The organism is Billgrantia zhangzhouensis, assembly GCF_021404465.1.
Classification (GTDB): Bacteria; Pseudomonadota; Gammaproteobacteria; order Pseudomonadales; family Halomonadaceae; genus Halomonas; species Halomonas zhangzhouensis.
In genome coordinates this window covers 204,183-216,244 of the sequence record NZ_JABFTT010000007.1, presented here as the reverse complement: position 1 = coordinate 216,244, position 12,062 = coordinate 204,183, and the positions used below count along the sequence as shown (strand labels likewise).

The 12,062-nt window shown below is 63.7% G+C and carries 14 protein-coding genes; 6 read left to right on the top strand and 8 right to left on the bottom strand.

Annotation, left to right across the window (positions count from 1 at the left end; genetic code table 11):
* Positions 1 to 12 precede the first annotated feature (12 nt).
* The 4 genes from trpE to rpe form a co-directional block, all read right to left on the bottom strand.
* Entirely contained in the window at positions 13 to 1,497 is a 1,485-nt protein-coding gene (trpE, locus tag HOP51_RS11160; RefSeq protein WP_234274005.1) for an anthranilate synthase component I, read from the bottom strand.
* Positions 1,498 to 1,737: 240 nt separating this feature from the next.
* Positions 1,738 to 2,403, bottom strand: coding sequence for a phosphoglycolate phosphatase (locus HOP51_RS11155; RefSeq protein ID WP_234273980.1), 666 nt, complete (start codon positions 2,401 to 2,403; stop codon positions 1,738 to 1,740).
* Between the two features lie 11 nt (positions 2,404 to 2,414).
* The gene (locus HOP51_RS11150) at positions 2,415 to 2,648 is read right to left on the bottom strand and encodes a GIY-YIG nuclease family protein (RefSeq protein WP_234273979.1); all 234 of its coding nucleotides are present in this window, start codon (positions 2,646 to 2,648) and stop codon (positions 2,415 to 2,417) included.
* 43 nt (positions 2,649 to 2,691) lie between these two features.
* Positions 2,692 to 3,390, bottom strand: coding sequence for a ribulose-phosphate 3-epimerase (rpe, locus tag HOP51_RS11145; RefSeq protein WP_234273978.1), 699 nt, complete (start codon positions 3,388 to 3,390; stop codon positions 2,692 to 2,694).
* Positions 3,391 to 3,570: 180 nt separating this feature from the next.
* Between rpe and cysP the strand changes: the two genes are divergently transcribed.
* The 4 genes from cysP to HOP51_RS11125 are packed head-to-tail and all read left to right on the top strand — an operon-like array spanning position 3,571 to position 7,406.
* A complete protein-coding gene (cysP, locus tag HOP51_RS11140; protein WP_234273977.1) occupies positions 3,571 to 4,581 on the top strand; it encodes a thiosulfate ABC transporter substrate-binding protein CysP in 1,011 nt (336 codons plus the stop codon).
* 40 nt (positions 4,582 to 4,621) lie between these two features.
* Positions 4,622 to 5,485, top strand: a complete 864-nt coding sequence (cysT, locus tag HOP51_RS11135; RefSeq protein ID WP_234273976.1) for a sulfate ABC transporter permease subunit CysT — start codon at positions 4,622 to 4,624, stop codon at positions 5,483 to 5,485.
* A complete protein-coding gene (cysW, locus tag HOP51_RS11130; RefSeq protein ID WP_234273975.1) occupies positions 5,485 to 6,312 on the top strand; it encodes a sulfate ABC transporter permease subunit CysW in 828 nt (275 codons plus the stop codon). Before cysT ends, cysW begins: the two co-directional genes overlap by 1 nt.
* On the top strand, positions 6,309 to 7,406 hold the full coding sequence (locus HOP51_RS11125; RefSeq protein WP_234273974.1) for a sulfate/molybdate ABC transporter ATP-binding protein: 1,098 nt from the start codon (positions 6,309 to 6,311) through the stop codon (positions 7,404 to 7,406). The genes cysW and HOP51_RS11125 overlap by 4 nt, the downstream gene beginning before the upstream one ends.
* A 12-nt stretch (positions 7,407 to 7,418) precedes the next feature.
* On the opposite strand, the gene HOP51_RS11120 is transcribed toward HOP51_RS11125, so the two are convergent.
* Complete coding sequence (locus HOP51_RS11120; protein ID WP_234273973.1) at positions 7,419 to 7,871, bottom strand: GNAT family N-acetyltransferase; 453 nt, start codon at positions 7,869 to 7,871, stop codon at positions 7,419 to 7,421.
* A 193-nt stretch (positions 7,872 to 8,064) separates the two neighbouring features.
* Here HOP51_RS11120 and HOP51_RS11115 point away from each other — a divergent pair, with 193 nt between their 5' ends.
* Positions 8,065 to 8,655, top strand: a complete 591-nt coding sequence (locus HOP51_RS11115; protein ID WP_234273972.1) for a YajG family lipoprotein — start codon at positions 8,065 to 8,067, stop codon at positions 8,653 to 8,655.
* Positions 8,656 to 8,710: 55 nt separating this feature from the next.
* Here the strand turns inward: HOP51_RS11115 and HOP51_RS11110 are convergent, their stop codons facing one another.
* From HOP51_RS11110 to HOP51_RS11100, 3 genes are all read right to left on the bottom strand, one after another.
* Positions 8,711 to 9,352 carry a class I SAM-dependent methyltransferase gene (locus tag HOP51_RS11110; RefSeq protein ID WP_234273971.1) on the bottom strand — a complete coding sequence of 214 codons (642 nt, stop codon included), beginning with the start codon at positions 9,350 to 9,352 and terminating at the stop codon, positions 8,711 to 8,713.
* 20 nt (positions 9,353 to 9,372) lie between these two features.
* The gene (locus HOP51_RS11105; protein ID WP_234274004.1) at positions 9,373 to 9,954 is read right to left on the bottom strand and encodes a TIGR04211 family SH3 domain-containing protein; all 582 of its coding nucleotides are present in this window, start codon (positions 9,952 to 9,954) and stop codon (positions 9,373 to 9,375) included.
* A gap of 198 nt (positions 9,955 to 10,152) precedes the next feature.
* Positions 10,153 to 10,482 carry a DUF1820 family protein gene (locus HOP51_RS11100; RefSeq protein ID WP_234273970.1) on the bottom strand — a complete coding sequence of 110 codons (330 nt, stop codon included), beginning with the start codon at positions 10,480 to 10,482 and terminating at the stop codon, positions 10,153 to 10,155.
* A gap of 222 nt (positions 10,483 to 10,704) precedes the next feature.
* On the opposite strand from HOP51_RS11100, the gene miaB reads away from it, so the two are divergent.
* On the top strand, positions 10,705 to 12,048 hold the full coding sequence (gene miaB / locus HOP51_RS11095) for a tRNA (N6-isopentenyl adenosine(37)-C2)-methylthiotransferase MiaB (RefSeq protein WP_234273969.1): 1,344 nt from the start codon (positions 10,705 to 10,707) through the stop codon (positions 12,046 to 12,048).
* The last annotated feature ends 14 nt before the right edge of the window (positions 12,049 to 12,062 follow it).

Below are 12,062 nucleotides of genomic sequence, written 5' to 3'. Positions count from 1 at the left end.
GGCCGAAGTCGTCTAGAGGTTATCCAGCCCCTTCTCGGCCATCGCCACGGCACGGAAGATGGCACGCCCCTTGTTGAGGGTCTCCTGCCACTCGAGCTCGGGCACGGAATCGGCGACCACACCGGCTCCCGCCTGCACGTGCAGCTCCCCATCCTTTATTACCGCGGTGCGAATGGCGATGGCAGTGTCCATGTTGCCGTGCCACGACAGGTAGCCTACTGCGCCGGAATAGATGCCTCGCTTGACCGGTTCCAGCTCGTCGATGATTTCCAGCGCGCGAATTTTCGGCGCACCGGAAAGCGTGCCCGCCGGAAAAGTGGCACGAAGCACATCCATGGCACTTAGCCCCGGTTTCAGCTTTCCGGTGACGTTGGAGACGATGTGCATCACGTGGGAGTAACGCTCGACGGCCATCTGGTCGGTCACCTGCACCGACCCCGTCTCGCTGATACGGCCCACGTCGTTACGCCCCAGGTCGATCAGCATGAGGTGTTCGGCGATCTCCTTGGGGTCGGCCAGAAGCTCAGCCTCGAGCGCTCGATCCTCTTCCTCGGTCTTGCCGCGCACCCGGGTACCGGCGATCGGTCGCACGGTGACCTCGCCATCCTCCAATCGCGTGAGAATCTCGGGAGACGAGCCCACCACATGGTGATCGTCCAGGTTGAAGAAGAACATGTAGGGCGAGGGATTGAGGCTGCGCAGGGCGCGGTACAGGTCGAGTGGCGAGGCCTGGTAGGGGATCGACATGCGCTGCGAAGGCACGCACTGCATGACGTCGCCAGCCAGCACATACTCCTTGATCTTTTCCACCGCCGCCTTGAAACCGGCCTCGGTGAAACCCGAGGTGAAGTGCCCCTCCTCCACCGCACTGCGTCCGGTGCCAGGGCTCGCGGCCTGGACGCCCGCGCTGCGCAGGCGCCGCTCCAGGCTCTCGAGGCGCGCCACCGCCGTGGCAAAGGCATCCGGAGCGGCGGGGTCGGCATGGGTCCATAGCGTCAGCCGGCCTGAGAGGTTATCGAACACCACCAACTCGTCGCAGACCATCAGCAAGATATCCGGCACACCGAGCGGATCGGGCTTTTCGACGCCCCTGAGACGCGGTTCGATGTAACGGATGGTGTCGTAGCCGAAATAACCCACCAGGCCACCATCGAAACGCGGCTGGTCATCGAGGTTGGGCACGCGGAAACGCGCCTGGAACTGCTCGATCCAGGCCAGTGGATCCTCCACCTCCAAACGTTCGATCCACTCACCCTGCCGCACGTGGCTGACGGTGAAACCACGCACTTCGATACGCTCCTGGCACGGCAGGCCAATGATCGAGTAGCGCCCCCACTTTTCGCCGCCCTGTACCGATTCGAGCAGGAAGGTCCAGGGTTCGTCGGCCAACTTCAGGTAAGTCGACAGGGGCGTGTCGAGATCGGCCAACACCTCGCGGGTGACCGGAATGCGGTTGTAGCCGGCGTCAACCAGCGCACGGAAACGTTCGGGAGTCATCATGACCAGGCCCTCGAAAACAAGACGGTGACGGTAGGTGAATCAGGGCGATGCTTCGGCAAGCTTCACCATCGCCAGCCGGGGGGCTGGGCAGAAAGTGGCACCGTCAGGGTGGCGGCCGAGCGAAGGCAGCCACGGGCAGAGGAGTCGTCATGCAGCATCATGCTGTCCATCGAAGCGTTTCCCCGCAGGAGGCAAACGGAAGGATTCCAAGGTCATTGATAAAGACCGAAAATTACCCTAAACGAGTTCCGCCAGTGAATCAACCAGCGCATCCGGGCGGCTGTCGCGCACTGGTTCGCCGTGGTTATAGCCATAGGGAACGGCCAGAGTACGGAAGCCGGCGGCCCGGCCGGCAGCAACGTCGTGGCGGGAGTCGCCCACCATTAGGCAGGCCGACGGCGGCAGGCCGAAGTGAGCAGCCACATGCAGCAGCGGGGCCGGATCGGGCTTCTTCTGCGGCAGGCTGTCGCCCCCCAGGCACAAGGCGAAATGTGCTTCGAGCCCGAACTGCGCCAGGATCGGCTGGATGAAGGCGAACGGCTTGTTGGTGACCAGCGTCAGGACCCAGCCGCCGCCACGCAGTCCATCCAGCGCTTCGCGCACGCCGGGATAGAGTCGTGTGCGCGAGCCGGGGTCACGGCCGTAGCATTCGAGAAATACCTCATGGGCGCGAGCCAGCAGTGCCTCGTCGGGAGAGCCGTGCCGAGCACAGGTCAGCGCTCGCTCCATCAGCTTCAACGAGCCGTTTCCCACCCAATCGCGAACCCGCGCTTCACCGGCCGCCGGCAGCCCGAGCCGTTCCAGGCTGGCATCCACGGCCACGGCCAAGTCGGGTACCGAGTCGACCAGGGTACCGTCCAGATCGAAGCTGATCAGACGGATGTCGTTCAGGATGGGGTGCATGGTGACTCCTCTTAGCCCTGCCGATCTTTCAACCAGATCCTTTTGCGCGCTGCCGAGAGGCGCTTGACCTCAGCCTCTAGCCGCAGCGCTTCGCCGTGGCTGCCCACCGGCTCATGATGAACCAGCGCCAGTGGCCCGCGCCCACGCAGGGCCTTGGCCCCCCGCCCAGTCTCATGCTGCGCCAGGCGCCGCTCGACATCGGTGGTGATGCCGGTATAGAGCACCCCTTGCCGGGTTTCGACCATGTAGAGGTACCACAAAGGCGACGGATTTTTCATCGCTCGCCGACTATACCGTCGCCAGTTGCTCGCGAAATGCGCGAATGACGCTGTCGTAGCGATTCGGGTCGCTGTCGCGGCCAGCATTGAACACCGCCGAGCCGGCAACGAAGGTATCGGCGCCGGCACGCGCGATCTCGGCGATGTTGTCGACCTTTACCCCGCCGTCGATCTCGAGGCGAATCTCGTATCCCGAGGCGTCGATACGGCGACGGGCTTCGCGCAGCTTGTCCAGCGTTCCCGGAATGAAGGCTTGCCCACCGAACCCGGGGTTGACGCTCATCAGCAATATCATGTCGACCTTGTCCATGACGTAGTCGAGATAGGACAAGGGCGTTGCCGGGTTGAATACCAACCCAGCCTTGCAGCCGCCGCTGCGGATCAGCTGCAGGGAGCGGTCGACGTGTTCGGACGCCTCTGGATGGAAGGTGATGTAGGTGGCTCCCGCCTCGATGAAATCACCGATCAGCCGATCTACCGGCTTGACCATCAGATGGGCATCGATCGGTGCGGTGACACCATGCTTGCGTAGCGCCTGGCAGACCATCGGTCCGATGGTCAGGTTGGGCACGTAGTGGTTGTCCATGACGTCGAAGTGGACAATATCTGCCCCGGCGGCCAGGACTTGATCCACTTCCTCGCCCAGCCGGGCGAAGTCGGCGGAGAGTATGGAGGGGGCTAGCAGAAAGTCGCGGTTCGCGTCGTTCATCGAGTTACCAGTCATCGCACGGATAGAAGTCGCCATGTTACCAGACCCGCCTGTCCCTCGAGCAGCGGGAGAGGTATTTCATCATTAGCCTTATAGAAAAAAAGAATAAAAACACGGATTGTAATTCCACATCTGTAATCTTACTCTTGCTAACCAAGTTCCCTTCGTCGGAGACATCGAATGCGATTCCATACCCTTCGTCGCACCCTGATTGCCACTGCTCTGGGCATTGGCCTGGCGACACCGGCGCTGGCTGCCGAGCGCGAAATTCTCAACTCCTCCTATGACATCGCCCGCGAGCTGTTCGCTGCGATCAACCCCGAGTTCCGCAACCACTGGCAGTCGGAGCACGGCGAAGAGATCGGCATCCAGCAATCCCATGGTGGCTCCTCGGCCCAGGCCCGCGCGATCTTGCAGGGACTGCGCGCCGACGTCGTCACTTACAACCAGGTCACCGACGTACAGGTACTGGCCGATGCCGGCCTGGTTGCAGAAGACTGGCAACAGCAACTGCCGAACAACGCCTCGCCCTATTACTCCACCACCGCCTTCCTTGTGCGCAAGGACAATCCCAAGGGCATCGAAAGCTGGGACGACCTGGTACGCGACGACGTCAAGATGGTCTTCCCCAACCCCAAGACCTCCGGTAACGGCCGCTATACCTATCTGGCCGCCTGGGGCTTTGCCGACCAGCACTTCGACGGCGACGAGGAGCAGATCCACGACTTCATGCGCACCTTCCTGCGTAACGTGGCAGTCTTCGATACCGGAGGCCGCGGCGCCACGACCAGCTTCATCGAGCGCGGCATCGGCGACGTGCTGATCAGCTTCGAGTCCGAAGTGAACAACATTCGCCAGGAGTACGGCGAGGACGACTACGAAGTGATCGTGCCGCCTGTGAGCATCCTGGCCGAGTTCCCGGTGGCCGTGGTCGAACCCAACGCCGAGCGCAACGGCAACCTGGACCTGGCCCAGGCCTACCTGGATTACCTCTACAGCGAAGAAGCCCAGCGCATGCTGGCCGGTTTCAACTACCGCGTACACCACGAGGCAGTGGTCGAGGAGTTCGCCGACCGCTTCCCCGACACCGAACTGCTGTTGGTCGAGGACATCGCCGGCAGTTGGGAGGAGGCAATGGAAACGCACTTCGACAGCGGCGGCCTACTCGACCAGCTGCAGCGGCGTCGCTGATGGCCAAAGCGCCTGACGTGCACGACGCAAGCGAGACATCATGAGCGTTCGTTCTTTAGCCATCGGCCTCGGCAGCACCCCCAAGCGGGTGCTGCCGGGTTTCGGTTTGTCGCTAGGCATCAGTCTGACCTTCGTCTCGCTGATGCTGTTGTTGCCCATGACCGGACTGTTCGGACAACTGGCCGGACTCAGTCTGGCCGAGTACTGGGCGATCATCACCAACGACCGGGTGGTGGCGAGCTATGTGGTCACCATCGGCGCCGCTGCCGTGGCAGCCATCGTCAACGCTGCCTTCGGCCTGCTGCTGGCCTGGGTCCTGGTACGCTACGAGTTTCCCGGCAAGCGTCTGCTCGACGCACTGATGGACCTGCCCTTCGCCCTGCCCACCGCGGTGGCGGGTATCACCCTGGCCACGCTCTACTCCAGCAATGGCTGGATGGGGCAACTGCTCGAGCCGCTGGGGCTGCAGGTGGCCTACACCTGGGTCGGCATCGCCCTGGCCATGTCCTTCACCAGCATTCCCTTCGTGGTGCGCACGGTACAGCCAGTGCTGGAGGACATGCCCCACGAGATGGACGAGGCCGCGCTGACGCTTGGCGCCTCGGACTTCACCGGCTTCCGCCGCGTGGTCCTGCCGCACCTGTGGCCGGCGCTGGTGACCGGCACCGGGCTTGCCTTCGTGCGCTCGCTGGGCGAGTTCGGCGCGATCATCTTCATCGCCGGCAACATGCCCTACGAGACCGAGATCACCGCGCTGATGATCTTCGTGCGGTTGCAGGAGTATGACTATGCCGGCGCTTCGGCCATCGCCTCAGTGGTGCTGTTCGCCTCGCTCGCCCTGCTGCTCGCCATCAACATCTGGCAGGGCCGCTTCATCAAGCGCCTGCATGGAGGACATGGCTGATGCAACGGATTGGTGATGCTCCCGCCGTCAGGCGCCTGTTGATCAGCGCCGCAGTTGTCTTGGCGGCCCTGTTCCTGTTACTGCCGCTCGTGGCAATCTTCGCCCAGGCTTTCGCCCGGGGTATCGACGTGTTCTGGGCCAATGTTACCAACCACTACACGCTGGCAGCGATCCAACTGACGCTGTTTATCGCCGTGCTGACGATTCCAGTGTGTCTGGTGTTCGGCGTGGCGCTGGCCTGGCTGGTGACCCGCTTCCGCTTCCCGGGACGACGCATCCTGCAGACACTGATCGACATACCCTTCGCTGTCTCTCCGGTGGTGGCGGGCCTGGTCTACCTGCTGCTCTACGGACGCAACGGCTGGCTCGGGAATTGGCTCGACGGCTACGACATCCAACTGATGTTCGCCTGGCCCGGCATCCTGCTGGTCACCATCTTCGTCACCTGCCCCTTCGTCGCCCGCGAGCTGATTCCGCTAATGCAGGCCCAGGGCTCTCGCGAGGAGGAGGCGGCCGTGACCCTTGGCGCCCCCGGCTGGACCATCTTTCGTCGGGTGACGCTGCCCAACATCCGCTGGGCACTGCTCTACGGCGTGATCCTGACCAACGCCAGGGCAGTGGGTGAGTTCGGCGCCGTCTCGGTGGTCTCCGGCGCCATTCGCGGACAGACCAACACCCTGCCGCTGCACCTCGAGCAGCTCTATCAGGACTACAACACCGTGGGCGCCTTCGCCAGCGCATCGCTGCTAGCCCTCATCGCCCTGCTCACGCTGGTCGCCAAGGCCAGCCTGGAATGGCGCGCCGCGCGCCGGGAGGTTCACGCATGAGCATCCGCCTTCAAAATATCGGCAAGCACTTCGGCAAGACCCAGGCGCTGGAGCCGGTCGACCTGGACATCACCGAAGGCGAGCTGGTGGGGCTGCTCGGCCCCTCGGGCTCCGGCAAGACCACCCTGCTGCGCATCATTGCCGGACTGGAGACGGCCGATCGCGAGCCCGGCGGGCGCATCCTGTTCGGCGAGCGCGACGTGACCCACCTGCACGTGCGTGATCGCCGTATCGGCTTCGTGTTCCAGCACTACGCGCTGTTCCGTCACATGACGGTGTTCGACAACGTGGCCTTCGGCCTCACCGTGCTGCCGCGCAAGCAGCGCCCCTCTAGCGGCGAGATCCGCAGCCGGGTGCATCGCCTGCTGGAAATGGTCAAGCTCGAACATATGGCCCAGCGCTACCCGGCCCAGCTCTCCGGCGGTCAGCAACAGCGCGTCTCCCTGGCGCGTGCCCTGGCCCTGCGCCCCGACGTGCTGCTGCTCGACGAGCCCTTCGGCGCGCTCGACGCCAAGGTGCGCCAGGAGCTGCGCCGCTGGCTACGCCACCTGCACGACGAACTCAACTTCACCAGCCTGTTCGTCACTCATGACCAGGAAGAGGCGCTGGAACTCTCTGATCGCGTGGTGGTGATGAGCAATGGCCGTATCGAGCAGATCGACACGCCAGACAAACTCTATCGCCACCCGGCCAACCGCTTCGTGTTCGAGTTCCTGGGCGACGTCAACCATCTCGAAGGCACGGTGCGCGATGGTGTGCTGACCTGCGGCGATGCACGCCTGGCAGTGGACTTGGCCGATGGTCCCGAAGAGCTGCTGCTGCGATCCCATGAGCTGGAGCTGGCGGAGAGCCCCTCACCCGAGGCTCAGTTGCCGGTCACCGTAGCGGCCATATCGCCGGTGGGTGCCGAGGTGCGCGTGGAGCTGGAAGCCGACTGGCTGGGCGAACCCTGGCTCGCCACAGTGAACCATGCCAATTACGAGCGGCTGGCGCTCACCCGCGGCGCGCGCCTTTACGCCCTGCCCCGCCGCTGGCATCGTTTTCCCGCCGAGCGGGTCAAGCAGCCATCGAGAGCGCCAGAGCCCGTGAGCTGAGCGGGCAGGCGACTACGCCTGACCCGCTGCGCCTTCCTGCCGCTGCGTCCAGAGCATCAGGGTTTCGTTTTCGCCACTGAGCGGTTCCAATCGCTCCTCGATGACCCGAAACCCTAGCCGACGGTAGAAGGAGACGGCACGCACGTTGCGCGAGTAGACGCACAGGGTGATGCGCTCCCGCTGGCCCATGGCATGTGCCATCAGATGAGTGCCGTGGCCGAAGCTCTGCAAGTCAGGGTCGATGAACAGCGCCTCGAGATGGTCGCCGTTCAGCGCGGCGAAGCCCACGGCGCGACCTGCCGCCTCCAGCACGTAGATTTCCGCCCCGGGCAGATAGATCCGCGCCATGTCGTCAGCGCGCTCATGCCAGAACGTCGCGGGAATGAAGTCGTGGGCCAGCAGCGAAGCACGCAGCCAGATGTCGACGAGCTGCGGTATGTCCTCGGGAACAGCAGGACGAATCATGAAGCATCTCCCTCACCTGAGGGAGCTAGTGTAACCGCTTCCATTGCCAAGAGTGTAACGCTGTTGTCATTCCGCGTACGGCGATATACTGCGCAAGTGCCTGAAACTAGTGAACGGAGGTACCCGACGAGGCTTCGGGCACCAAGCGTTCCGGGCCCTGGCCTACCCCGTACGACGACTTCCGGGAGGGAGAATGAACCGACGTCATGTCCTGCGTGCCGCAGCCGTGCTGCTCGCGACCGCCCTGCTGGCCGGCTGTGCCAGCCCCCATTATCTGCAGTTGAATCCGCAACGCAGCGTTTCGGTTCCACAGGTCGGTAGCGGCCAGGCCGTCACGGTAGCGGCCATGGACGAGCGCGACGATGACGTGATCGGCACACGTACTGGCAGCGCCATGTCCACTGCGGTCATTACCGTCAGTGCCCACGAGCTGGTACCGCAACTGCAGCGCGAAGCCGAGCGCGCCGTGCGCGACATGGGCTTTGCACCGACCACTCAGCCCGGCAACGGGCGCCCCGGCCTGACGGTGTCCCTGCTCCACCTCGGCTACGAGCGCGGCGACAGCCGGCCAGTGATCGACGAGGCCCACCTGGAGGCCGTGCTAGAGGTCAAGGTGACCAATCAGGGCACGACCTACACTGGCACCTACACTTCGCGTCGCTCGCAGAGCTACGCCTTGCGCCCCGGCCGTGACGCCAACCGGCGCATGCTCAACGACCTGATTGCCGACGCCCTTGACCGCGCCTTCAGCGACCCGGAACTGGCCCAACTGCTGGCCCGCTGAGGCTAGCAGATATCGGTACACCAAGGGCGGTCCTTTCCCGTTACGCCGGTACCGCTCAAGTTAGCGGGCCGCGCCGGGTCAGCGCCCATACGCTTTCGCGAAAGCCACTGCCCGCTTCCAGCTCCCCATCTTCCAGATGAGCGACCAGGAAGTTGGGCTCGAACAGCTCACGGACCTCCTCCGCCGAGACGTGATAGGGAGGCCCGACCGCTTCGTCCCCAGTTGCCCGCGACAGCGCGATCAATAGCCCGCAGGAGCCCGGCGGTATGAGCTGGGCGAGATGGAAGGCGTAACGCTGGCGAGTGGCCGGCGGCAGAGCGATCAGGGCGGCGCGATCATAGAAGGCACCAATCTCAGCCGCCTGATCGATATGGAAGTGGAAGAAGTCCCCGCACCATAGCTCCACGCTGCCTTGGCGATAGATCGAGAACGGCTCCTGGCGGTAGCGGGAAACATCCCCTACCCCTTCGGCCATGAACTGCTCGATCGCCTCTTCGGCAAGCTCGATGCCAAGCACCGGGTGGTCATGGCTCGCCAACCAGCGCATATCGAGACTCTTGCCACACAGTGGTACCAGTACCTTGGTACCCGCCCGCACGCCGAGCCGCGGCCAATGGCGCACCAACGCCGGATGCGCCGCATGGAGATGGAAACCGATGCGTCCCTCGCGCCAGCGCTCGAGCCATTCACGCGTCATGGTTGCCCCGCCTCATCCGCTCAGAACCAGCGATCGCGCCTGCGCCGCTTGCGCGGCAGGTGCGGAACGATCAGCCCCACCAGCAGACCGGCGCCGGCCACACCGCCACCGTACATGAAGTAGCGCATCAACAGATCCTCCTCCTGGGTATCCAGGCGGGCCTGCAGCTGCCGAATGGTCTGCCGCGACTGATCGGCCTCGCTGTCGAGCTGACGATTGCGCTCTTCCAGTTCGGCAATACGCCGTTCACGGGCCTCGAGTGTCTCGGTCATGGCCGCGACGCGTCCTTCCCAGGTCTCGTTGATACCACCGAGCTCCGTTTCGAGTTGCTCCACCTGCGCCTCCATGCGGGGCAGGCGCTCGCGAGCACTGGGAGTCTCCTGCAATTCACTGCTGAGCACCCAGACTCTCTCGCCATCGCCATTCTCCACCCGGCTGTAATCGCCGCTGGTCTCGAGCAAAGTGACTGGCTCACCCGCCGTCAGCGTGCCAACAATGCGGTAGCCGTCGGTCGGCCCGCTGCGCACGTAGGTCGTCAACTCGTCGGAAACCCAATGGGCGGCGTCATCCGTCTGCTGCGCATGCAGCGGCGAGACCATCATGCCCAGCGTGACGCCTGCAAGGAGAAACTTGAATTGATACTTCATGCCGTTGTCCTGGCTCGTGTCGTTCAGCGGCCTATCCACAGAGTCTGTGGATAAGCCCCGGGAAAACCGCTGGAAAGGCAGCGCCATGGCGCTCCGGTGCGGGCTCGCCCCTGGCTGGTCATTTCCTGAGCAGCCGGAACACGGCGCTGCCGGTCAACGCTCGCCTCTGGGAGGAGGCAGCGGACCCCGCGGAAATTCAGCAATGCGTCCCTCGCTCTTGACCGCTCTGGCCGGGCCTTCGCGCTCCACCTCATCGATACGCACAATGGCGTTGAGCGGCAGATAGCTGCGCTTGACGCCATCGAAGGTGTGTCGCAAACGGTCGGCCGAGGGATCGACCACCAGCTTCGAGCCGTCTTCGAAGACGAATTCCTCGACCTCAATGAAGCCCCAAAGTTCGCTCTGGTAGATCTCCCTGGCGTAGAGCTCCCAGATTTCGCCCTGTTGGTGAAAAACCACCCTATAGATCGGCTTGGCCGCCATATGGCCTTCTGTCCTCAACGTTCCGTTACGTCTGGAGCCCGCACTGCAGGGCCTGCCAAAGCGCAAGCGTAACACAGTCCCGAAGCCGCGCGGTGCCCCACTGGCTCCATGGAGCCTGCTTACGTATAATGCTGCCACCTTCGAGAACGGCTTGAACAAGCCCATTCCCGCGACACTCCACTCACCGGTGACGCACGCGTCGGACGACCGACCCTCAATCCTATGGCGAAGAAACTCTTCATCAAGACCCACGGCTGCCAGATGAACGAGTACGACTCCGCCCGCATGGCGGACCTGCTCGGCGAATCGCACCAGCTCGAATTGACCGACGACGAAGGCGAGGCCGACGTCATCCTGCTCAATACCTGCTCGATCCGCGAGAAGGCTCAGGAGAAGGTGTTCCATCAGCTCGGCCGCTGGAAGAAGCTCAAGCAAGCCAACCCCGATCTCGTGATTGGTGTCGGCGGCTGCGTGGCCAGCCAGGAAGGCGAGGCGTTACGCAAGCGAGCGCCCTACGTGGACATGGTGTTCGGCCCGCAAACCCTGCACCGGGTGCCGTCAATGCTCGATGCCAGGCGCAACGACCAGATCTCCGTCGTCGACGTGACGTTCCCCGAGATCGAGAAATTCGACCACCTGCCCAAGCCCAGCTCCGACGGTGCCACCGCCTTCGTCTCGGTGATGGAAGGTTGTTCCAAGTACTGCACCTTCTGCGTGGTGCCCTACACCCGCGGCGAGGAGGTCTCGCGCCCCTTCGAAGCGGTAATGGACGAGGTGATCCACCTGGCCGACCAGGGCGTTCGCGAGATCAACCTGCTGGGTCAGAACGTCAACGCCTATCGCGGCGAGAACCAGCTCGGCGACGAAATCGATCTGGCCGAACTGATCGCCTGCGTGGCGGCGGTGGAGGGCGTCGACCGCATTCGCTTCACCACCTCTCACCCGGTGGAATTCAGCGACAGCCTGATCGAAGCCTATGGCGAGATTCCCGAACTCGTCAGCCACCTGCACCTGCCGGTGCAAGCCGGCTCCGACCGGATACTCGCGGCGATGAAGCGCGGCCATACGGTCGAGGAGTACGTGGCCAAGATGGAGCGCATTCGCACGCTGCGCCCCGACATCAGCTTCTCGTCCGACTTCATCGTCGGCTTCCCCGGCGAGACCGCGGAGGACTTCGAGGCGACCATGGACCTGATCCATCGCATCGGCTTCGATCACTCCTTCAGCTTCGTCTACTCGGCTCGTCCCGGCACGCCGGCAGCCGCATTGCCCGACGACACTCCCGAGAGCGTCAAGAAGCAGCGCCTGGCGATCCTGCAGGAGCGCATCAATCAGCAGGCGATGCAGATATCGCGGCGCATGGTGGGCACTACCCAACGCATCCTGGTCAGCGGTTTCTCGCCCAAGGATCCGGGACAGCTGTCGGGCCGCACCGAGAACAACCGTGTGGTCAACTTCCACGCCGCCAACCCCACCGAGCTGATCGGTTACTTCGTCGACGTGACGATCACCGAGGCTTTGCCCAATTCTCTACGCGGCGAGCTGGCTTCCCCGGCGCTACACTGACGACAGGAAAGCAT